The 21316-nt window shown below is 71.7% G+C and carries 21 protein-coding genes and 6 tRNA genes; 18 read left to right on the top strand and 9 right to left on the bottom strand.

Features of this window, described 5'->3' with window-relative positions; genetic code table 11:
* Positions 1-306 precede the first annotated feature (306 nt).
* The 3 genes from cobT to STRCI_RS08060 all read left to right on the top strand — a co-directional run bounded on the left by cobT (position 307) and on the right by STRCI_RS08060 (position 6215).
* Positions 307-3912, top strand: a complete 3606-nt coding sequence (gene cobT / locus STRCI_RS08070) for a nicotinate-nucleotide--dimethylbenzimidazole phosphoribosyltransferase (protein ID WP_269658162.1) — start codon at positions 307-309, stop codon at positions 3910-3912.
* Between the two features lie 187 nt (positions 3913-4099).
* Entirely contained in the window at positions 4100-5332 is a 1233-nt protein-coding gene (gene cobA, locus STRCI_RS08065) for a uroporphyrinogen-III C-methyltransferase (RefSeq protein WP_269658161.1), read from the top strand.
* Positions 5333-5396: 64 nt separating this feature from the next.
* Positions 5397-6215, top strand: coding sequence for a TrmH family RNA methyltransferase (locus STRCI_RS08060; protein WP_269658159.1), 819 nt, complete (start codon positions 5397-5399; stop codon positions 6213-6215).
* Here the strand turns inward: STRCI_RS08060 and STRCI_RS08055 are convergent.
* Positions 6182-7576 carry a serine/threonine-protein kinase gene (locus STRCI_RS08055; protein WP_269658158.1) on the bottom strand — a complete coding sequence of 465 codons (1395 nt, stop codon included), beginning with the start codon at positions 7574-7576 and terminating at the stop codon, positions 6182-6184. The genes STRCI_RS08060 and STRCI_RS08055 overlap by 34 nt on opposite strands.
* 196 nt (positions 7577-7772) lie before the next feature.
* Between STRCI_RS08055 and STRCI_RS08050 the strand changes: the two genes are divergently transcribed.
* From STRCI_RS08050 to STRCI_RS08035, 4 genes are all read left to right on the top strand, one after another.
* Positions 7773-8048, top strand: coding sequence for a hypothetical protein (locus tag STRCI_RS08050; RefSeq protein WP_269658157.1), 276 nt, complete (start codon positions 7773-7775; stop codon positions 8046-8048).
* A gap of 194 nt (positions 8049-8242) precedes the next feature.
* Complete coding sequence (locus tag STRCI_RS08045; RefSeq protein WP_015661746.1) at positions 8243-8422, top strand: hypothetical protein; 180 nt, start codon at positions 8243-8245, stop codon at positions 8420-8422.
* A gap of 203 nt (positions 8423-8625) precedes the next feature.
* A complete protein-coding gene (locus tag STRCI_RS08040; protein WP_269658156.1) occupies positions 8626-9567 on the top strand; it encodes a phosphotransferase family protein in 942 nt (313 codons plus the stop codon).
* An 80-nt stretch (positions 9568-9647) separates the two neighbouring features.
* Positions 9648-9938, top strand: a complete 291-nt coding sequence (locus tag STRCI_RS08035; protein ID WP_015661748.1) for a TFIIB-type zinc ribbon-containing protein — start codon at positions 9648-9650, stop codon at positions 9936-9938.
* A gap of 47 nt (positions 9939-9985) precedes the next feature.
* On the opposite strand, the gene STRCI_RS08030 is transcribed toward STRCI_RS08035, so the two are convergent.
* The 5 genes from STRCI_RS08030 to STRCI_RS08010 form a co-directional block, all read right to left on the bottom strand.
* Positions 9986-10057 (bottom strand) — tRNA-Val (locus STRCI_RS08030).
* Positions 10058-10091: 34 nt separating this feature from the next.
* Positions 10092-10163, bottom strand: a tRNA-Val gene (locus tag STRCI_RS08025).
* 34 nt (positions 10164-10197) lie between these two features.
* Positions 10198-10269, bottom strand: a tRNA-Val gene (locus STRCI_RS08020).
* A 1-nt stretch (position 10270) separates the two neighbouring features.
* Positions 10271-10344, bottom strand: a tRNA-Cys gene (locus tag STRCI_RS08015).
* Positions 10345-10383: 39 nt separating this feature from the next.
* Positions 10384-10456, bottom strand: a tRNA-Gly gene (locus STRCI_RS08010).
* A gap of 178 nt (positions 10457-10634) precedes the next feature.
* On the opposite strand from STRCI_RS08010, the gene STRCI_RS08005 reads away from it, so the two are divergent.
* From STRCI_RS08005 to STRCI_RS07995, 3 genes are read left to right on the top strand one after another with little or no spacing between them, the layout of a single operon-like run.
* Entirely contained in the window at positions 10635-11675 is a 1041-nt protein-coding gene (locus STRCI_RS08005; RefSeq protein ID WP_269658155.1) for a chorismate-binding protein, read from the top strand.
* Between the two features lie 3 nt (positions 11676-11678).
* Positions 11679-12500: an aminotransferase class IV gene (locus STRCI_RS08000; protein WP_269658154.1), complete on the top strand. Its 822-nt coding sequence runs from the start codon at positions 11679-11681 to the stop codon at positions 12498-12500.
* A gap of 52 nt (positions 12501-12552) precedes the next feature.
* Entirely contained in the window at positions 12553-13377 is an 825-nt protein-coding gene (locus STRCI_RS07995) for a GNAT family N-acetyltransferase (protein ID WP_269658153.1), read from the top strand.
* 50 nt (positions 13378-13427) lie between these two features.
* Here the strand turns inward: STRCI_RS07995 and STRCI_RS07990 are convergent, their stop codons facing one another.
* Positions 13428-13955, bottom strand: coding sequence for a DsbA family protein (locus STRCI_RS07990; protein WP_269658152.1), 528 nt, complete (start codon positions 13953-13955; stop codon positions 13428-13430).
* 239 nt (positions 13956-14194) lie between these two features.
* Between STRCI_RS07990 and STRCI_RS07985 the strand changes: the two genes are divergently transcribed.
* Both STRCI_RS07985 and STRCI_RS07980 read left to right on the top strand, forming a co-directional pair.
* Positions 14195-14626, top strand: a complete 432-nt coding sequence (locus STRCI_RS07985) for a hypothetical protein (RefSeq protein ID WP_269658151.1) — start codon at positions 14195-14197, stop codon at positions 14624-14626.
* Positions 14627-14780: 154 nt separating this feature from the next.
* Entirely contained in the window at positions 14781-14933 is a 153-nt protein-coding gene (locus STRCI_RS07980; protein WP_004002639.1) for a hypothetical protein, read from the top strand.
* Between the two features lie 69 nt (positions 14934-15002).
* On the opposite strand, the gene STRCI_RS07975 is transcribed toward STRCI_RS07980, so the two are convergent.
* On the bottom strand, positions 15003-15563 hold the full coding sequence (locus STRCI_RS07975) for a CGNR zinc finger domain-containing protein (protein ID WP_269658150.1): 561 nt from the start codon (positions 15561-15563) through the stop codon (positions 15003-15005).
* A 291-nt stretch (positions 15564-15854) separates the two neighbouring features.
* Positions 15855-16268, bottom strand: a complete 414-nt coding sequence (locus STRCI_RS07970; protein ID WP_004002642.1) for an SsgA family sporulation/cell division regulator — start codon at positions 16266-16268, stop codon at positions 15855-15857.
* A 191-nt stretch (positions 16269-16459) separates the two neighbouring features.
* Between STRCI_RS07970 and STRCI_RS07965 the strand changes: the two genes are divergently transcribed.
* The 6 genes from STRCI_RS07965 (at position 16460) to STRCI_RS07940 (ending at position 21258) form a co-directional block, all read left to right on the top strand.
* Positions 16460-16912, top strand: a complete 453-nt coding sequence (locus STRCI_RS07965) for a TIGR02611 family protein (protein ID WP_269658149.1) — start codon at positions 16460-16462, stop codon at positions 16910-16912.
* Between the two features lie 89 nt (positions 16913-17001).
* A tRNA-Val gene (locus tag STRCI_RS07960) sits at positions 17002-17073 on the top strand.
* A gap of 462 nt (positions 17074-17535) precedes the next feature.
* Positions 17536-18822: an ABC transporter substrate-binding protein gene (locus STRCI_RS07955; protein ID WP_269658148.1), complete on the top strand. Its 1287-nt coding sequence runs from the start codon at positions 17536-17538 to the stop codon at positions 18820-18822.
* Between the two features lie 14 nt (positions 18823-18836).
* Positions 18837-19793 carry a carbohydrate ABC transporter permease gene (locus STRCI_RS07950; protein ID WP_269658147.1) on the top strand — a complete coding sequence of 319 codons (957 nt, stop codon included), beginning with the start codon at positions 18837-18839 and terminating at the stop codon, positions 19791-19793.
* Entirely contained in the window at positions 19790-20665 is an 876-nt protein-coding gene (locus STRCI_RS07945; RefSeq protein WP_269658146.1) for a carbohydrate ABC transporter permease, read from the top strand. The genes STRCI_RS07950 and STRCI_RS07945 overlap by 4 nt, the downstream gene beginning before the upstream one ends.
* A 2-nt stretch (positions 20666-20667) precedes the next feature.
* A complete protein-coding gene (locus STRCI_RS07940; RefSeq protein WP_269658145.1) occupies positions 20668-21258 on the top strand; it encodes a hypothetical protein in 591 nt (196 codons plus the stop codon).
* Positions 21259-21316: the final 58 nt, after the last annotated feature.

Raw genomic sequence — 21316 nt, 5'->3', positions numbered from 1 at the left:
CACCGCACTTCGGACGCCCGGCCCTTCGTCGGTCAATGTCCGGAAAACGCGCCCGTTTTGGGGTGGGTGTGGTACGGCAGAACCTGAGGACGCGCAACGTGGCGCAGTCCACAGCGGTCTCGTCGCGGATGAAGCTGTCGTGACGGGGGAACGGCCGCGACAATGCCAGTTAATGGCTTTGTCGTCTTTGTGGACGGGTCGTTCGTGCCGCTGGGCGCGCCCGCTCGTTCTTCACTACGGGGCGGTCGGTGCGCCGCTCCGGGTGAGCTGGTCGTAGGAGCACTAACCGATGGGCGAGGGGTACGCATGACCGACACCGGCCAGGTCCCGGGCGAGGGGCTGCCGGAGAACGCAGGCATGGTGGAACAGCCGGGCGTCCCCGCGCCGGGTGCGTACACCTACCTCTCCGAGACCACCGCCGAGGACGAAGACCTGTTGCTGCTGCCCGGCGCCCAGAGCGCCTGGGGCAACGAGGTCGCCCCGCCCGCGCCGGAACCGGTCGTGGAGGCCCTGCACGAACCCGGTGCGCACGAGATGTCCGGCCGCGACAGCGGCGCCGTCGACCTCACCGCGGTCCGTACACCGGGAGCGGCGCCGATCCCGCCGACGGCCCCGCGCCGCCCGCTGCACCTCGGCCCGCCGACCCCCGACGCCTCCGCCAGCCCGGTCCGCTCCCTCGCCGACCGCGGCGCCGTGGGCGCACCGGTACGGCAGCCGGGGCCGGCCACCAGTGGTCCCGAGTACCTGGACGTGCCCCAGCCTCAGCCGCAGGCCGCGGCGCCCTGGGGTGCGCAGATGCCGGCTCCCGTACAGGCGCCCGTGCCCGTCACCGTACCCGCGCCGGTGAGCGCCGAGGTGTCGGCTGCCGAAACGGTTGTTCCGCAGCCGGCGCCCGCTCCCGAACCGACGGACCCGGCCCAGGCCGCGATGGCCCGCCTCACCACCGAGGCGGTCGCGCAGCAGGTACCGGCCGCCGAGGAGCCGCAGCTCACGCCCACCGCCCAGGAGCCGCAGACTGCCGAGCCGGTGCCGGTGCCAGTGCCCACGGCGGAGGAGACGGCCGGGCAGGTCCCGGTGGCCGGGGGTGATTCCGGTACCGGCGCCGCCGAGGCCGTCCCCGCGGTGGAGCCGGTCGCCGAACCGGCGCCGGTCGTCGAACCGGCGCCGGTCGTCGAAGCGACGGAGGCTGTCGAGGCGGCGCAGGTTGTCGAGACGGTGCAGGTCGTCGAGCCCGCTGCGGCGCCCGAGACGGTCCAGGTCGCCGAGACGGTCCAGGACGCCGAGGTGATCCCGGTCGCCGAGGTGCCCCAGGACGCCGAGGTCGCCGCGCCGACGGAGGTCCAGGTCGAGGGCGTCGACGCCGTTCCGGCCGCCGCCGAGGCCGTGACGCCCGAGCCGGAGACGATCGTGGCCGAGGAGGCCGCGCCGCAGGCTCCGGTGGTCGTCGAGGCCGCGGCGCACGAGGCGCTTCCGGTCGCGGAGGCCGTCGTAGCCGAGCCCGCCGAGCCGGTGCTCGCCGAGCCCGCCCCCGCACAGCCGATCGCCGTGGAGCCCCTTGCCGCGGAGCCCATTGCTCCCGAGCCGGTCGCTCCCGAGCCGATCCCGGTCGTGGCCGAGGAGCCGTCCGCCCCCGGGGCTCCGCTGCCCGAGCCGGTGCCCGTGGCCGAGGCTCCCGCGGACGAGTTCGCCCAGGCCCCGGCCGCCGTCGCACCGGAGGCCCCCGAAGCCCCGGTCCAGCCCCCGGCCGACGATGCCGCCGTCGTCGTGGCGGAGGCGCCCGCGATGGCCCCCGAGTCGGAGGCGTCCGTGGAGGAGGAGCCGGTTCCTGTGCCGCAGCCGTATGTCGCCGAGCCCGCCGGGCCGCAGATCCAGCCGTCGGACGCCGGGCCGCAGATCCAGCTGTCCGACGCCGGTACGCCCGCCGCCGGCGTACCCCTGGAGCCCCGCCCCGACCTGCCGCTCGGCCAGTTCGTGCCGGTGGAAGGGCAGGTGCCGACGACTCCGCACCTCGCGCCGACCCCGCCGCAGCCGATCGTGCTGCCCACCGAGGACGCACCGGCGGTGCCCGCACCGCGCGCGGGTGACCCCGAGCCCGTACAGCACGCGGAGGACCTGGACACCAGGGCCGCCGACCAGGAAGAGAGCACGGCCCCCGTGGCAGAACCACGCCGGCCCACCGGTCCGGCCGCGCCCGCCTACGAGGACGCCGAGCGCGAGGCCGTGCTGAAGGTCATGCGCGAGCGCCGGGACATCCGCAACGGCTTCCGCGGCGACCCCATCCCGCACGAGGTGCTGCTCCGCGTCCTGGAGGCCGCCCACACGGCCCCCTCCGTCGGCCACTCGCAGCCCTGGGACTTCGTCGTCATCCGCTCCGCCGAGACCCGGCGCACCATGCACGAGCTGGCGATGCGGCAGCGCGACGCCTACGCCAAGTCGCTGCCCAAGGGCCGGGCGAAGCAGTTCAAGGAACTGAAGATCGAGGCCATCCTCGACACCCCGGTGAACATCGTGGTCACCGCCGACCCGACCCGCGGCGGCCGGCACACCCTCGGCCGGCACACCCAGCCGCAGATGGCGCCGTACTCCTCCGCGCTCGCCGTCGAGAACCTCTGGCTCGCCGCCCGCGCCGAGGGCCTCGGCGTCGGCTGGGTCAGCTTCTTCGACGAGCGCGAGATGGTCCGCACCCTCGGTCTGCCCGAGCACCTGGAGGTCGTCGCCTACCTGTGCGTCGGGTACGTCGACGAGTTCCCGGACGAGCCCGAGCTGATGCAGGCCGGCTGGTCCAAGCGCCGCCCGCTGTCGTGGGTCGTGCACGAGGAGACGTACGGCCGTCGTGCCCTGCCCGGCGAGGACCCGCACGACCTGCTCGCCGAGACCGTCGCCCAGATCCGCCCGCTGGACGCCAAGGCGCTCGGCGAGGCGTGGGAGCGGCAGAAGCGCATGACCAAGCCCGCCGGGGCGCTCGGCATGCTGGAGATCATCTCCGCGCAGCTGTCCGGCCTGTCCCGCCAGTGCCCGCCGCCGATCCCGGAGCCCGCGGCCGTCGCGATCTTCGCGGGCGACCACGGCGTGCACGCCCAGGGCGTCACCCCCTGGCCGCAGGAGGTGACGGCCCAGATGGTCGCCAACTTCCTCGGCGGGGGAGCGGTCTGCAACGCCTTCGCCGGACAGGTGGGCGCCGAGGTCTGCGTCGTGGACGTCGGTGTGGCCGCCGACCTCCCGGCCACGCCCGGCCTGCTGCCCCGCAAGGTCCGCGCGGGCACGTCCGACATGACCACCGGCGCCGCGATGAGCCGCGAGGAGTGCAAGCAGGCCATCGAGGTCGGCATCGAGACGGCCCGCGACCTGGTGGCGGCCGGCAACAAGGCCCTGCTGACCGGTGAGATGGGCATCGCGAACACCACCGCGTCCGCCGCCCTGATCTCGGTCTTCACCGGCGCCGACCCGGCCGAGGTGACGGGCCGCGGCACCGGCATCAACGACGAGACCCTCGCCCGCAAGACCGAGGTCGTACGCCGGGCCCTGGAAGTCCACCAGCCGGACCCGGCCGACCCCATCGGCGTCCTGGCGGCGATCGGCGGCTTCGAGCACGCCGCGATGGTCGGCCTGCTGCTGGGCGGCGCGTCCCTGCGCACCCCGGTCATCCTGGACGGCGTCAGCGCGGGCGCGGCGGCCCTGGTCGCCCGGGCCATCGCCCCCGAGGTCCTCGCGGCCTGCATCGCGGGCCACCGCAGCGCGGAGCCGGGCCATGTGGCCGCCCTGAACAAGCTGGGCCTGCGCCCCCTGGTCGACCTCGACCTCCGCCTCGGCGAGGGCACGGGCGCACTGCTGGCCCTGCCGCTGGTGCAGAGCACGGCGAGGGCGATGCACGAGGTGGCGACCTTCGACTCGGCCGGGGTCACCGAGAAGTAGGCCACGGACCGCACGTCAGGAGGGCCGGGGGCGGAGCCCCCGGTTTCGGGACGGGGCGGGCTGGGGGAAGGAAAACCCACCCGCCCGAGCCACCCACCCCGCACGCGCCGTAAAATCCGCACGTCAGGGCCGCTTCAACGCCGCAGCACGCCCGCCGCACCGCCGCCTGTACGAGGAGCGCACCCTCATGGCCGAAAACCCCGCCTACCCCGTAGGCCTCCGCCTCACCGGCCGCCGCGTCGTCGTCATCGGCGGCGGCCAGGTGGCCCAGCGCCGCCTCCCCGCCCTCATCGCGTCCGGCGCCGACATCCACCTCGTGTCCCCCGAGGCGACCCCCTCCGTCGAGGCCATCGCCGACGCCGGTGAGATCACCTGGCACCGGCGCCCCTACGAGGACGGCGACCTCGCGGACGCCTGGTACGCCCTCATCGCCACCAGCGACACGGAAGCGAACACCCGGGCCTCCGCCGAGGCGGAGCGCCACCGCGTCTGGTGCGTCCGCGCCGACGACGCCGACCAGGCCACCGCCTGGACCCCCGCCACCGGCCACAGCGAGGGCGTCACCGTCGCGATCCTCACCACCGACACCAAGTCCCGCGACCCCCGCCACACCGCCGCCATCCGCGACGCGGTCGTGGAGGGCCTGCGCGACGGCAGCCTCGTCGCCCCCCACCACCGCACCCGCACCCCCGGCGTCGCCCTGGTCGGCGGCGGCCCCGGCGACCCGGACCTGATCACCGTCCGCGGACGCCGCCTGCTCGCCGAGGCCGACGTCGTCATCACCGACCACCTCGGCCCGCGCGACCTCCTCGCCGAACTGCCCACCAGCGTCGAGGTCATCGACGCGGCGAAGCTCCCGTACGGCCGGTTCATGGCCCAGGAGGCCATCAACAACGCCCTGATCGAACACGCCAAGCAGGGCAGGTCGGTGGTCCGCCTCAAGGGCGGCGACCCCTTCGTCTACGGCCGTGGCATGGAGGAGGTCAAGGCGCTCGCCGAGGCCGGCATCCCGTGCACCGTCGTCCCCGGCATCTCCAGCTCGATCTCGGTCCCGGGCGCCGCGGGCATCCCCGTCACCCACCGCGGCGTGGCCCACGAGTTCACGGTCGTCAGCGGCCACATCGCCCCCGACGACGAGCGCTCCCTGGTCGACTGGCCCTCCCTCGCCAAGCTGACCGGCACGCTGGTGATCCTCATGGGCGTCGGCACGATCGGGAAGGTCGCCGAGACGCTCATCGCACACGGCAAGTCCCCGGACACCCCCGTCGCCCTGATCCAGGAGGGCACGACCGCCGCCCAGCGCCGCGTCGACGCGACCCTCGCCACGGCCGCCGAGGCGGTCGTCACGCAGGAGGTCAAGCCGCCGGCGGTGATCGTCATCGGCGAGGTCGTCAGGGTCGGCCCGGCCACCCAGGCGTAACCCGAGGTAACTCACCCGCTTCCGGGCCGTTGGCACCGCACGCACGACAAGGCAGTATCACTCTGTGGCCGATCTCATCACCGTCGAGGATCCCGACGACCCGCGCCTGCGCGACTACACGGGTCTGACCGACGTAGAACTGCGGCGCAAGCGCGAACCCGCCGAGGGCCTGTTCATCGCCGAGGGCGAGAAGGTCATCCGCAGAGCGAAGGACGCGGGCTACGAGATGCGCTCGATGCTTCTGTCCGCCAAGTGGGTCGACGTCATGCGCGACGTCATCGACGAACTCCCGGCCCCCGTCTACGCGGTGAGCCCGGAGCTCGCCGAGCGGGTCACCGGGTACCACGTGCACCGCGGCGCGCTCGCCTCCATGCAGCGCAAGCCGCTGCCCACGGCCGCCGACCTGCTCCAGACCGCCCGCCGGGTGGTCGTCATGGAGTCGGTCAACGACCACACGAACATCGGCGCCATCTTCCGGTCCGCGGCGGCGCTCGGCATGGACGCGGTCCTGCTCTCACCGGACTGCGCGGACCCGCTGTACCGCCGTAGCGTGAAGGTCTCGATGGGCGCGGTCTTCTCCGTCCCCTACGCCCGTCTCGACACCTGGCCCAAGAGCCTGGAGTCGGTCCGCGAGGCCGGATTCACGCTGCTCGCCCTCACCCCGGACGAGAAGGCCAAGTCCCTCGACGAGGCCGCCCCGCACAAGATGGACCGCGTCGCCCTGATGCTCGGCGCCGAGGGCGACGGCCTCTCCCGCCAGGCCCTGATCGCCGCGGACGAGTGGGTCCGCATCCCCATGGCCCACGGCGTCGACTCCCTCAACGTGGGCGCGGCGGCCGCGGTCGCCTTCTACGCGGTGGCGACGGGCCGCCCGGAGACATAGCCGGCGACTCCGGCGCCCGGCTCCGCACCGGGCGTCGGAGCGGCCGACCGCTCCTGCCGTACGACACCCCGCTCGCCGCCGCTGCCCCGGCTCGGGCCCTGACAGCCCTGGGCGGCCGCGATGCCGAGCGCGACCAGCAGGGTCACCACGACGAACACGAACAGCCGCTGACGCAGCAACTGCGGATTGGCGGGCCGACGGCCCGTGCCGGTGTTCCGCGGGGCCGGACGTCCGGTGCCACTGCCCGGCGCGGTCCTGCCGCCGTTGCCCGTGCGCCCGGTGTTCCGCGACGGGGGCGTGGGCCGCGGCCCGGACCGGCCGGACGAGGAGGCCGGTCCGCCACCGCGCGAGGCGCTGCCGCCCCGGGCCGGAGCGGGACCGCGCGAGGACGAGCCGGTGCCACGGGGGGCCGGTCTCCCCTGTGTGCCCTGCGGGCGCCGCTGGCCGCGCTCCGGGTAGGTCTCGGCGAGCCGGCCGGTCGGCCGGTCCGTCTCGCCGGTGCGTGGCGCGGGCGGTCGCAGCTCCGTGAGCCCCTGCGCCTCACGGGCCGCGATCTCCTTCAGCCGCAGCGACAGCTGGAGCGTGGTCGGCCGCTCCTCGGGATCCTTGGCGAGACAGGCCCGCACCAGCGGCGCCAGCGCGTCGGGCACGCCGTGCAACTGCGGCTCCTCGTGCACCACGCGGTACAGCATCACCTCGGAACTGCCGTGCCCGAAGGGCGAGTCGCCCATCGAGGCGTACGCCAGGGTCGCCCCGAGAGAGAACACGTCCGTGGCCGGTGTGACCGCCGCGCCGCGCACCTGCTCCGGCGCGAGGAAGCCGGGGGAGCCCACCGCCGTACCGACATGAGTGAGCGTGGAGGCCCCGGTGGCCCAGGCGATGCCGAAGTCGATGATCCGCGGGCCCTTCGGGGACAGCAGGATGTTGGACGGCTTCAGATCCCGGTGCACGACCCCGGCCTCGTGGACCGCGACCAGCCCCTCCGACAGGGCGGCCCCGATCGCGGCGACCTCGGCGGCGACCAGCGAACCCTCGTCGACGACCTTGTCGTGCAGGGACGGTCCCGGCACGTACTGCGTGGCGAACCACGGCCGGTCGGCGTCGAGATCCGCGGCGACGAGGCGCGCGGTGCAACCGCCCCTGATCCGGCGGGCGGCGGACACCTCACGCGCGAACCGCGACCGGAACTCCTGGTCCTCGGCCAGATCCGGCCGGATGACCTTCAGCGCGACCCGCTGCCCCTTCTTGTCGGAGCCCAGGTAGACCACGCCCATACCGCCCGCGCCGAGCCGCCTGTGAAGCCTGAACGAGCCGACGACGCGCGGGTCCTCGCGCCTCAGGCGCATCATCGCCATGTTCATCCCCGCTGCCCGGTCCCTGTGACGAGCCACAGCTTACGTTTCCCCGGCCGCCCGCGCGCAGAGGCCGCGCCCTCTCGGCCCGATGGATTGTCAGTGCCCGGTGCGAGAATTGAGGAGTGGTCAGAGGGCGGACAGACAGCCGCACTTAGTAGGTGCGCCCTCGCCAACCACCCACCGACGAAGGGGGATTGAACCCGTGAAGGGTGATCGCGTGGAGATAGTCGTGGACGCGGGGGACACGACCCGCACCTACGAGATGGTGGCGAGCAGAGCGGGCCGCAGGGTGGAGACGGCGGTCCGTCGAGGCGTGGTGGAAGTGAGCGAAGTCACCCGCAACGGATCAGTCGTGCGTACGGCCCGCTTCATGGCGAACCGGGTCCTGGCGCTGGTGGAGCAGCCGGTGCCGCGCGAGGACGCCTCCGAGAAACCGGGGCACACCGGGCGCCCCCTCCGGGAAGACCCCGAGTCCTAGGACCTCGTCTCCACCCAGGGGAGTACTCCCCGGCTGATGGCTCATCCTCCGGGAGGCCAGGCAATCGGTACGAGGGCATGACGTGCGGTGGGGGCCGCGCCCGTAGATTTGAGGTCAAGCGGCGGGTGCAGCACTCGTCCCCCGAGGTCAGACACCCGCCGCTCCACGACAACCGAACGGTCAGGAGAGGGACCATGGCCTACACGGCACCGCGGACCCGCACGGCGCTCCGCCCCCGCCGCGACGGCCGTCGCCACCCGCTGGTGGCGACGCTGATGGCCCTTCCCCTGGCGGCCCTGCTTCTCCTCGTCTTCGACGGCTGGGAGACAGTGGCCACACAGGCGTCGTCCGTGGGCGTGATGCTGGGGCGCTGAGCGGCGACCCCAGGCCCGGAAGAGCGGTCCGGGCGGGGACATCCACCCATGAAACCCCGTGGGGACGGGGGTGCGGCGGACGGCAACAATGCCGGCGCAGCTGGGGAGCTGCGCCGGCATTACCTTTTCCTCACCGAGTCCTGGACGAGGACCACGGCCCCGCCGGCGCGGGTGAGCGCGGACCCACCCCCGCAGGGAGCCAAGTGACAGCCAACAGTCTCGTGCCGGAGCTGACCCGCACCGCCACGGCAACCGCCCACGCCCGCCGCCGTACCGCCTGCCCCTGCGGAGCAACCGGCACGCTCGCCGACCGCCCCGACGCCACGGTCGTCCGCCACGCGGACACCGTCGCGAAGGCGCACCCGCCCCGCACCGACCCCACCGAGCTCACCCTCCGCCTCGCCACAGCCTCCGCCCTCCCCGACGTCCTCCTGCCCCCGCTCACCCCCACCCCCGCCCCCCTCCACGACCGCCTCGTCACCTGCTGGCCCTACGGCACACCCGTGGACCCGAACAACCCCGACACCGCCCCCTGGGAAGCCGCCGCCGCCCTTCTCGCCCGCCTCCACCTGCACCCACCCCTCCCGGGTACACCCCCCATGCGCGGCCCCGCCAAGGCCGCCCGAGCCGTCGAGCGGCTGAGGGCCACGGAGACCACCGCCGCCAGGCCCGTCCTCCGCGCCTGGCACGCCCTCCCGGCCTGGGCCCGAGCCGAGGCGCAGTTGCCGGACATCACCCCCGCCCTCTGCCACGGCGACTTCCATCTCGGCCAGCTCGTCCGCCACCCTGCCGACCACGGAACCTGGCGACTCATCGACGTCGACGACCTCGGCACCGGCACCCCGACCTGGGACCTGGCCCGCCCCGCCGCCTGGTACGCCTGCGGCCTCCTGGCCCCCGACGAGTGGACCCGCTTCCTCACCGCCTACCGCGCGGCGGGCGGCCCTGCGGTCCCCCCGCACGGTGACCCCTGGCCCGCCCTCGACATCGCGGCCCGCGCTCTGACCGTCCAGACCGCCGCCACCGCGCTCACCAAGGCGACCCAGGCCGCCCGTCCCCTCGACGACATCGAGCGGTCCCTTGTCGACGCCTGTGACCGAATGGCATCCACCCCGCCCGAGTTGACGTGCGAATCCGCCAAGTAGGGTGCAACCGACCGCAGCCGGACAGAGTCTGTCCTGGCGATACCCGAAGCAGGACCGACCGGCGAGGAGTTGAGCCGACCATGCAGTGTCCGAAATGCCGTGCACCGATGCACACCTACAACCGCAACGGCGTCCAGATCGAGCAGTGCAGCGGCTGCCGGGGGATATTCCTCGACTACGGCGAGCTGGAGGCCCTGACCCGCCTGGAGTCCCAGTGGTCCCAGCCGGCCGCGCCGCCGGCACCGCCCGCCCCGCAGGCCTACCCGGCCGCCCCCGCCCCCGCGGCTCCCGCCTGGGGTGCCCCGCAGCACGGCGGCCACTACGGCCACAAGCGCCACAAGAGCTTCGGCCACATGCTGTTCTCCAGCTGACCGAGAACGATGAAGCCCCCGGCCGCAGGGCCGGGGGCTTCGGTGTGTGCGCGATACTGGGATTGAACCAGTGACCTCTTCCGTGTCAGGGAAGCGCTCTCCCGCTGAGCTAATCGCGCGGGGTGTCACAGCCCGAGAGCTGTGGATCTTGCGTGCGCGATACTGGGATTGAACCAGTGACCTCTTCCGTGTCAGGGAAGCGCTCTCCCGCTGAGCTAATCGCGCGGGTCAGACCTTCGATGATCTCTCGAAGATCCAGTGGACGATACTGGGATTGAACCAGTGACCTCTTCCGTGTCAGGGAAGCGCTCTCCCGCTGAGCTAATCGTCCTTGGAGGTGGAGACGGGATTTGAACCCGTGTAGACGGCTTTGCAGGCCGTTGCCTCGCCTCTCGGCCACTCCACCAGGAGTGTAGGGGGTCGGGAAGATCCCCTTGCTCTTTCGAGCGAACGACGAGGTTCGAACTCGCGACCTCAACCTTGGCAAGGTTGCGCTCTACCAACTGAGCTACGTTCGCCTGTCTTTCCGATCCGCTTGCGCGTCCCGGCGACGTGTTGAACTCTAGCGGATTCCTGGGCCAGTACAAAAACGCGTTTGTGCAGCGTGCTGCGTCTCACCTGCCCGGCGACCAGGTCAGGGCTCCCGCGGGGACATGCCCAGGTCACCCGGAGGACACCGGCCATAGACTCGACAACGTGCTCGACCTCCCTCCCCTGGCCCGCTTCGGCGACCGTCTCGCCACCGGCCTCCTCGACGTCACCAGCGACCCCGAGGCCCTCGACTCCACCGGCTTCTGGGCCGTCGCCGCGGACTTCGAGGGCCGTCTGACCTGCGCCCGCTTCCGGGACGTACGGGAGTCGCCCGTGCCCGCGCCGGTGCCGGGCGCATGGCGGGGACCGGCGGAGACGGACTGGACCACCTCCCTCGACCGCGCCGCGTACATCGACGGCGTGCGCCGGATCCGGGAGTACATCGCGGCCGGGGAGGTCTACCAGGCGAACCTCTGCCGGGTGCTCTCCGCTCCAGTCGCCCCCGACGCCGACGTCGACGCGCTCACCGCGCTGCTGGCCCGCGGCAACCCGGCGCCGTACGCAGGAACGATCCGGCTGCCCGGTCACGGCGTGGAGATCGCCACCGCCTCGCCGGAGCTGTTCCTGCGCCGGGACGGCCGGACCGTTCAGTCCGGGCCGATCAAGGGCACCGGGCGCACCGAGGCGGACCTGCTGGAGAAGGACTACGCCGAGAACGTGATGATCGTGGACCTGGTCCGCAACGACATCGGCCGCGTCTGCGCCACCGGTACCGTCACCGTCCCCGACCTGTGCGCCGTCGAGAAGCACCCGGGGCTCGTGCACCTCGTCTCCACGGTGCGCGGCGAACTGCGCCCCGACGCCGGCTGGCCCGAGCTGCTCGCCGCCGCCTTCCCGCCGGGCTCGGTCACCGGCGCCCCCAAGTCCAGCGCGCTGCGGATCATCGACGCGCTGGAGACGGCGCCCCGGGGCCCGTACTGCGGCGGTATCGGCTGGGTCGACGCGGACCGGGGGACCGGCGAGCTCGCGGTCGGCATCCGCACCTTCTGGATCGACCGCGCGGAAGGCGTCCTGCGCTTCGGCACCGGCGCCGGGATCACCTGGGGCTCGGACCCCGAGGGGGAGTGGCGGGAGACCGAGCTGAAGGCATCCCGGCTGCTCGCGGTAGCGTCGGGGACGTACGAGGTGAGTGGAGAGGGGCTCTAGGAAGTGAAGATCTGGCTCGACGGCGGCTTGCAGGACATCGAGTCCGCCCGCGTCTCCGTCTTCGATCACGGGCTGACCGTGGGCGACGGCATCTTCGAGACGGTGAAGGCGACCGACGGCAGGCTGTTCGGCCTCACCCGGCACCTGAACCGCCTGACCCGCTCCGCGCGCGGCCTCGGCCTGCCCGACCCCGACCACGACGAGGTCCGCCGCGCCTGTACGGCCGTACTCGACGCCAATCCGATGCCGCTCGGCCGGCTGCGGATCACCTACACCGGTGGCCACGGCCCCCTCGGCTCCGACCGCGGCGAGCACGGCCCGACCCTGGTCGTCGCCGTCGGCGAGACCACCCGCCGCCCGGACTCCACGGCCGTGATCACGGTGCCCTGGACCCGTAACGAGCGCGGCGCGCTCACCGGACTGAAGACGACCTCGTACGCGGAGAACGTCGTCGCCCTTTCCCGCGCCCACCAACACGGCTGCTCCGAGGCGCTGTTCGCCAACACGGTCGGCCAACTCTGCGAGGGCACGGGCTCGAACGTCTTCGTCGTCCTGGACGGCGAGATCCATACCCCGCCGGTCGCCTCCGGCTGTCTGGCGGGCATCACCCGTGAGTTGGTGGTGGAGTGGACGGGCGCCAAGGAGACCGATCTGCCGCTGGATGTCCTCCAGCGGGCCGACGAGGTGTTCCTGACCTCCACGCTGCGCGACGTCCAGGCCGTGCACCGCGTCGACGAGCGCGAACTGCCCGGCGCCCCGGGGCCGGTCACCGCCAAGGCCATGCGGGTCTTCGACGAGCGGTCCGGCGACGACCAAGATCCGTGAGTTCACGGAAAAGAAGCTGACGTGGACCTCCATCGCGGGTAGAACACCCGTGATGACCACGACCCTGCGGCCGACCGAGCCGCTCCAGCGAGACCCCGACGGGGTGCTGTCGCGCCACTTCCAGGTGTGTGTCAACAGCCGTCCCGTCGGCGCGATAAGCCTGGCGACGGACCCCCTCTTCGGACCGACCGTCGCGCGCATCGTCGACCTGAGCATCGAGGAGCCGGACCGCGGGCGCGGCCGTGGCGCCGTCGCCGCGCTCGCCGCCGAGGAGGTGGCCCGCGGCTGGGGCTGCACCCGCATCGAGACCAGGGTGCCCGGCGGCGCGGGACCCGCGCTGCGCCTCGCCGCCGCGCTGGGCTACGTGCACCGCAACCGCGGCATGGAGAAGCGGCTCCCCGCCACCGCGCCCGAACTGCCCGCGGGCAGCCGCGCCCGGCCCATGACGGAGGCCGAGTACGGGCCCTGGATGGAGGCGAGCGAGGCGCACTACGCGCAGAGCTGGATCGACCGCGGGGTGCCCGAGGCCCAGGCCCGGGCCAAGGCCGTCACTGACATGACCAGGCTGCTCCCGCAGGGCCTCGCCACCGAGCAGGTGCTGCTCAGCGTCCTGGAACACGAGGGCACCCGCGTCGGCACCCTGTGGCTGTCGGTCGCGGGGGAGGGGGCGTTCGTCTACGACGTCGAGGCCGACGCGCGCTTCCGCGGCCGGGGGCACGGCCGCTCGCTGATGCTGCTGGCCGAGGCCCAGGCGATGGCCGCCGGGCAGCGCACCATCGGCCTCAACGTCTTCGCCGACAATGCCCCGGCCGAGCGGCTGTACGAGTCGCTGGGCTATGTGCCGGTGGGTTACTCGATGTACAAGAACCTGCTCTGAAGCAGGTACGCGGCCCTGTTCCCGGGCCGGGGCGAGAGCCTGCCGCGGGTTCAGCCCTGCCCGGCCTCGGCCAGCAGCCGGTCCGCGATCTCCTCGATCCGCTCGCGCAGCCCTTCCTGGCTCTTGCCGCCGTCCAGCCGCTCGCCGCCGATCACATATGTCGGGGTGCCGGTGACGCCGATCGCCTTGCCCTCGGCCTGGTCGGCGTCCACGATCAGGATGTGCCGGCCGTCGATCAGCGCCGTGTCGAACTCCTCGGCGTCCAGACAGAGTTCCCGGGCCACCTCGACCAGGAAGGGTTCGCCCTTACGGTCCAGCTCCTCGGCCCGCCCCAGCACCGCCTCCACGTACGGCCACCCCTGCCCCTGCTCCAGCGCCTCCTCGGCGGCCTGCGCGGCGGCGAAGGAGTGCTTGTGCTTCTCCAGCGGGAAGTGCCGCAGCCGCAGTTCCAGCCGGTCGCCGTAGCGGGCGCGCAGGGCGCGCAGATCGTCGAGGGCGGTACGGCAGTCCGCGCACTGGAGTTCGCACCAGACGTCCAGGACGGGGGCGGCGGGACGGGCGGGGGAGGAGTCGCTCATGCGGTCAGTCTCCCAGCCCACGGCCCGCCCGGCCCAATCCGGGAGCCGCGAGGGATCATGACCGGACCGGCACCTCGGGATGAGCCGACCCGGAGATGTCCCTGATGTCCGCCGGGACCATGGCCCGGCGGGGTGTCGCAGGTGCAGGATGGAAGGGACGAAGCGGCCGTGGACCGGAGTCCGTGGGGACCCGTGGCCCGGATGACCCGTGCCTGACCGAATCCTGTCTGGAGGACCGGATGATTGCCGAGACCGTCTGTTCCGCCGTCGCCGCGGCCGGCCTGGGCATCGCGGCTGTCACGGCGTACCGCAAGCGTTATCTCTCCGCCGCCAGAATCGCCGCGTACGCGCTGGTCCCGCTCGGGCTGGTGATGACCGGTGTCGTCGAGTGGCTGGCGGACACCGCGTTCAGCCCGACCGCGTGGGCGGGCTTCGGCGTGCTCGGTGCCGCCTGGCTGCTGCTCGCGAGCACCCGGGCCGTGGAGCGCCGTCGTGGCGTCGGCACCCGCAAGGAGCGCAAGGAGGCCCGGTCCGCCCAGGGCGGGGCGGTGGCCCCGGCGGCCTCGGCGCCCTCCCTCGGCTCCGCCTCCCGCCCCGCGGGCAAGCCCGCGGCGGGGCCCCAGGAGGACTTCAGCGACATCGAGGCGATCCTCAAGAAGCACGGCATATGACGGCCGCATGACGGCTGAAACGACACAGTGGGTCGCTGCCAGTCCGTAAGCGATCACGACCTGTGCCGGACATCGCGGATTATGGCGAACTCCCGCTTTTTCCGAGCGTGTTGATCGCGCGGGGAGCGTCCTCTGCGCCATCATCGCCCGCGAGATGCTGGACACGACACAGAGCGAGGCCGCGCCGCCGCAGGACGAGCCGCGCGGATGCCTCTTCGCCCTTTCCCAGCCACCGCTGATGATCTTCCTTGCGGTGATCGGGTGTCTGCTGCTCATGGCTGCGCTGCACGACCTGCTGCTGCTCTGAGCCGTACCCGCGGCCCCCGGCGCCACCCGCCGGGGCCCGCGTCGACGCCGGTGTCCGGCACCCGCGGGTTCAGCCCGCCGCCTCCTTGCGGCGCGCCCGGTAGGCGGCCACGTGCAGTCGGTTGCCGCAGGTGCGGCTGTCGCAGTACCGGCGCGAGCGGTTGCGGGACAGGTCCACGAAGGCGCGCCGGCAGTCGGGCGCCTCGCAGCGGCGCAGCCGCTCCTGTTCCCCGGCGACCACGAAGAACGCCAGCGCCATGCCGCAGTCGGCCGCGAGATGGTCGGCGACGGAGGCACCGGGCGCGAAGTAGTGCACATGCCAGTCGTAGCCGTCGTGATCGGTGAGCCGGGGGGTGGTGCCCGCGGCGGCGACCAGCTCGTTGATCAGACCCGCGGCGACCCGGGCGTCCGGCGCCGCGAAGACGCGGGCGAACTTCTCCCGGACCTTGCGCACCGCGGACAGGTCCAGCTCCGAGAGCACGCCGACATCGCTGATGTCGTTCCGGCGCACGAAATCGGCGAGCGCCGCGACGTCCGCCAGCGTGTCCTGCGCCGTGTCGTCCTCCGGTGCGGTGTTCACCAGATCCACGACGGCGTCGAGGGCGCACCGGGTGTCGTGGGTGATCAGCACGTTTCGCTCCCTGGCCTGAGGGTCGGGCGCACCGCGCCCGCCGATGCTGGCCGATGGTAGTAGCTTCGCCGACGGCGGGACGGAAGCGCCAGGTGCCTGGTAGCCGCGGGCAACCGGATCGCGGGCCGAGCGGCGGGATCCGGCCGCGGGGGAGCGGAGCGATCGCACGACGACGCCGCCCCGCGAGTGACTCACGGTGACGGCGTCGGCGCATACCGTATGCGATTGTTTGTCCTGGCCCGAGCCGTCACCCCGAGTCGACGGCGCCGGGCGGCTTCATGGCGCCCCGTTTCAGCTCTCCGCCAGGATGTGTGAGAGCTCCTGATCGAGATCGAAGTGCCGGTGTTCCGTGCCGGGGGGCACGGCGGCGTCTGTGCGCTTCAGGAAGGACTCCAGGGCGCGTGCGGGGGCCTCCAGGAGGGCTTCGCCCTCCGGGGAGCTCAGGGCGATGCACACGACTCCCTGGCCGTGGCTGCGCGACGGCCAGACTCGGACGTCGCCGGTGCCGGTGGGCCGGTGCAGGCCCTCAGCCAGGAGGTCGCGGGCGAACACCCACTCGACGGTCTCCTCGGCTCCGGTGTGGAAGGTGGCGTGCACGGCGTAGGGGTCGGCCGTGTCGTACCGCAGGCCTGCGGGGACAGGCAGGGAGGACTCGCTCGACACAACGAGGCGCAGGTGCAGCTCGCAGCTGACCGTGGTGTTCATAAGCGCCAGGGCCTTTCGCTCAGTGTGCGCTCGGGGATTCGCACGTCGGCGAAATCGACATGCCACCTACGGTGCCGTTGTAAACCCCTCTGAGTGTTTTGCGTGTCTTTACGTAACTCTTCCGGCCGACGACCCGTTCGCGAGGTACGACCATTCCGGTGACTGGTTTCTCTCCGGTAGGGTTTGGCCGTATGAACACGGGGAGTAGCGAGCCTGGCGAGGTGGCCATGGCCTCGAACGAGACCGAACTGGACGGTGCGAAGAGCGAGCGGGGGCTCGGTTCGAGAGCGCCGGAATTCATCAAGGCGCGCCGCATGCTGCACCTCAGCTGGCAGGTGGGTGTCTTCATCATCGGCCTGGCGGTTGTGGTGCTCGGCATCATCATGCTGCCGCTGCCGGGACCCGGCTGGGTCGTGATCTTCGGCGGCATGGCGATCTGGGCGACCGAGTTCGTCTGGGCCCAGCTGGTGCTGCGCTGGACCAAGCGCAAGGTCACCGAGGCGGCCCAGCGCGCTCTTGATCCCAAGGTGCGCCGCCGCAACATCATCCTGACGTCGATCGGGCTCGTGATCGTGGCCGTGCTGGTCGGCTTCTACCTCTGGAAGTTCGGCATCGTCATGCCCTGGAAGATCAAGGACCAGTAGCTCCCCCGAGGGGGTGCGAGGGCCGGCCTGCCGCTGTTCGTGCTGGTCACAAGCACCCCCTGACATGGGGTAATGTTCTTCCTGCGCCCGGGCGATTAGCTCAGTGGGAGAGCGCTTCGTTCACACCGAAGAGGTCACTGGTTCGAACCCAGTATCGCCCACCCGGGATCACGGCCCGTCTGCTGAGGAGCAGGCGGGCCGTAGTCGTTCGCGAGGGTCGCCGTCACCGGCGCGCGGGGATGCGGCCATCGATCTGCCGGGGGATTGACCGGCTCACCGCCGTGGTGTCCCGCATGCGCCGCCGGACGCCGCTGCGCCTCCTCCGCTCCGAGTGGGCGAGCCCTGTCGCGCCCCGCCCTCCCGGACGACTTTCGGCCGACCGGCCATCGCGTCCGGCGGCCCACATCCCGTTCGACCGGCCGACCTCGCCCATCTCACCTGCGACGACGCCCCGCCGTGCGCGGCGATCCGCCCTGACTCGCGGCCGCCCCGCCGACCTGCCCCGCAAGAAATTCCTGTCCGAATCATTGACGCACCCCGAGGCCCTCCGTAACTTGTGCCAGCAAGCGCTTACTTGAAACGATTCATGCAACCGGCGACGACGCCGCGGGGAGGGCCCGACTGTGGGAACCAGCAGGAATGTTGAGAGGCGTACGATCCTGAAGGTGGCCGGTGCTTCGGCTGCCACGCTCGGGCTGGCGGCGACGACCGGCTGTGGGGGCGACAGCGGTTCCGGCGACGGGACGGTCACACTCCGTTACGCCTGGTGGGGCGGCGAGCCGCGGACCATCGCCATCAAGAAGACCATCGCGCTCTTCGAGAAGAAGTACCCGAAGATCAAGATCAAGCCGGAATTCACCGACTACGCCGCCTTCTGGGAGAAGTTCCAGACGCAGGCCTCCGGTGGAAATCCGCCGGACGTTTTCCAGAATGCCGTCGGCTTCCTGCGCAAGTACGACAAGCGCGGTGTTCTGATGGATCTCAAGACCCAGGCGGACGCCGGGAATCTGAGCCTGGAGAGCTTCCGTAACGGCGTTCTGGCGAACGGTCAGGTCGGCGACAAGCAGCTCGGCATACCGGTCGGCGCCAACACGATGGCGCTCGTCATCGACCTCAAGGCCTTCGAGAAGGCAGGCGTGGAGGCGAAGTTCGGCTGGACCTGGGACGAGTACTTCGACGCGCTCCAGACGGTCCAGGACAAACTGAAGATCTCCGGTGACACCGGCTACTTCGGCATCATGTACCTCTACGACCTGTACCTCCGTCAGAACGGCAAGGCCTTCTTCACCGACTCCGATCTCGGCTTCACCGAGGACGATCTGACGCAGTGGTGGGAGGACGGCTACAAGCGCGTGCGCTCCGGGCTGGTCGCCGACCCCAAGAAGATCGAGCAGGTCGCGCCCAAGTCCGGTCTGTCGGCGGGCCTCGCCGCCTCCGAGTTCACCTGGGACAACTTCTCCATCCGTTACGAGGGCGAGGGCGAGTCGGACTACGGGCTCGCGCCGATCCCCACCACCGACGGCAAGCAGACCGGCCAGTACCTCGGTTCGCTGATGCTCAGCGCCTTCTCCGGCACCAAGCACCCCAAGGAAGTGGCCCAGTTCATCGACTTCATGGTCCACGACCCCGAGGTCGGCAAGATCATGGGCTACGACCGCGGCATCCTCGCCACCACCGAGCAGTACGAGGCGTTCACGCCCGCCGACGACAACAACAAGGGCGTCAAGGCGTACGAGGAGGAGGTCGCCGCCGCCGGTGTGCTCGGGAAGATCACCCCGCACCCGTCCGGCGCCGATGTCATCGAGGCCGCGTTCCTGCGCCTCGGCGGTGAGGTCGCCCAGGGCAAGACCAAGCCGGCCGACGCCGCCAAGGCGCTGTTCAGCGAGGCCAAGGCCGCGTTCGCGGGCTGAGGGGACGTACCACCATGACGCTCGTCAAGGAAGCGCCCGCGCGCCCGGCCGGGAAGCGGTCCGCCGCTCCCACCGCCGGGCGGCGCGGGCGGCGCCGCGAGAACCTCGCCGGCTATCTGTTCATGTCGCCGTGGATCGCGGGGTTCCTGCTGCTCACGGCGGGGCCGATGATCGCGTCGCTGTACTACGCGTTCACCAGCTACAACCTGTTCACCCCGCCCAAGTGGGTGGGCCTGGACAACTTCACGACGATGTTCCAGGACCCGCGCTGGCAGAAGTCGGTCGAGGTCACGCTGAAGTACGTCGTGGTGGCCACCCCGCTGAAGCTGCTGCTCGCGCTGGGCGTCGCGCTGCTGCTCGCGCAGAGCCGGCGCGGACAGGGCCTGTACCGGGCCGCGTTCTACATGCCCTCGCTGATCGGCGCCAGCGTCTCGGTGGGCTTCGTGTGGCGGGCGCTGTTCTCCGACGACGCGGTGGTGGACCGTACGCAGAAGGTCTTCGGCCTTGACGTGGGCGGCTGGATCGGCAACCCGGACTACGTCATCTACGCGCTGGTCGCCCTGAGCATCTGGCAGTTCGGCGCGCCGATGGTCATCTTCCTGGCCGGTCTCAAGCAGGTCCCGCGAGAGCTGTACGAGGCAGCCGAGGTGGACGGGGCCGGGCCGCTGAGGCGGTTCTGGAACATCACCCTGCCGATGATTTCCCCGGTGCTGTTCTTCAACGTCCTGCTGGAGTCCATCCACGCGTTCCAGGTGTTCGGCTCCGCCTACGTCGTCTCCGACACCCGGTGCGGGCCCGCCGACGCGACCCTCGTCTACACCTGTTACCTCTACCAGAAGGGCTTCAAGGAGGCCCAGATGGGCTTCGCCTCCGCGATGGCCTGGACGCTGGTGGTCGCGGTGGCGCTGGTCACGGCGGTCCTGTTCTGGTCGCAGAAGAAGTGGGTGCACTACGAGGAGGCCGCCAAGTGACCACCGCCACCAGCCCAGTCGTGCGCTCCGCCAGGCAGCGGCGGCGCACCGGGTCCATCGCCTGGCACGTGGGCGCCCTGCTCGTCCTCGCGGTCGTGCTGTACCCCGTGATCTGGGTCGTCGGCGCCTCGTTCAAGCCGAGCAAGGACATCATCGCCAGCCTCGACCTGCTGCCCACCGAGCCGGTCTGGGCGAACTTCTCAGGGCTCGCAGACGGGATATCCGGCATCTCCATCAGCAGCTTCTTCTGGAACTCGCTGATGTACGCGGGCCTCGCCGTGGTCGGTGTCGTGGTGTCCAGCTCGCTGACCGCGTACGCCTTCGCCAAGATCGGGTTCGCCGGGCGGAACCTGCTGTTCACGCTGATGATCGGCACCCTGCTGCTGCCGTACCACGTGCTGCTCATCCCGCAGTACGTGCTCTTCCGCAACCTCGAACTCGTCGACACGCTGGTGCCGTTGGTCGCGGGGAAGTTCCTGGCCACGGAGGCGTTCTTCGTCTTCCTGATGGTGCAGTTCATGCGCGGGCTGCCGCGCGAGCTGGACGAGGCCGCCAAGCTCGACGGCTGCGGGCACTTCAGGACCTACTGGTCCATCGTGCTGCCGCTGAGCCGCCCCGCCATCATCACCAGCGCCATCTTCACCTTCATCAACGCCTGGAACGACTTCATGGGGCCGCTGATCTACCTCAACACCCCCGAGAAGTACACGGTCTCGCTCGGCCTGATGATGTTCCGCGACCAGGAGGGCATCTCCAACTACGGCAGCATGATCGCGATGTCGCTGGTGGCGCTGGTGCCGGTCATCGCCTTCTTCATGGCCTTCCAGCGGTATCTGATCGACGGCATGGCGACCTCCGGACTGAAGGGGTGACCATGGCCGTGGCCCGCCCGAAGGCACGCAAGGAGTCCATGTTCGGCGAGCGCTTCGGGCTCTTCGCCGAGTCCCTGCTCACCGGTGTGTGGATCGCCGTGGCCTCCCTCGGGGTCGTCACCTACCCGGCGGCCTTCGCCGCCGGTGCCCGGCATCTGCGCCGCCGTGCCGCTCATGAGGCCGGTGGGTGGCGGGAGTTCGTCGCCGACTTCCGGGCAGGCGTGCGCCGAGGGTGGGCCGTCGGGCTGGCCGGCTGGGCGGCGGCCGCGGCGGTCTGGGTGGATGTCCAGGCCGCCCGGTCCGGGCTGCCCGGCGGGACCTTCGCCGGGGCCGTCGGGCTGTTCGCGCTGATCGGGCTCGCCGTGGCCCTGCTGCGGGCCACGGCCGTCTGGGCGCCCGGGGACTCCTGGCGGGCGCTGCTCGCCGAAGCCGTACGCCGGACCGTGCTCGACCCCGCCGGATCCTTCCTGATCGTCGCCGGTCTCGCCGTCGTGGCCCTGTCCGCCGGGTTCGTCGCACCGCTGGCGGTTCCCGTCCTGGGAGCCGTCGCGGCGGCGGCCGTCGCCGTGGAGGCGCGGCGCCAACACCGCTGACCTCGCATCAAGTCGGTGCCCCTGGGCGCCGCACCTCTCTCTGTCATGCCCCTGCCCA

This window comes from Streptomyces cinnabarinus, assembly GCF_027270315.1.
Taxonomy (GTDB): domain Bacteria; phylum Actinomycetota; class Actinomycetes; order Streptomycetales; family Streptomycetaceae; genus Streptomyces; species Streptomyces cinnabarinus.
This window is presented reverse-complemented; position numbering and strand designations above follow the sequence as displayed.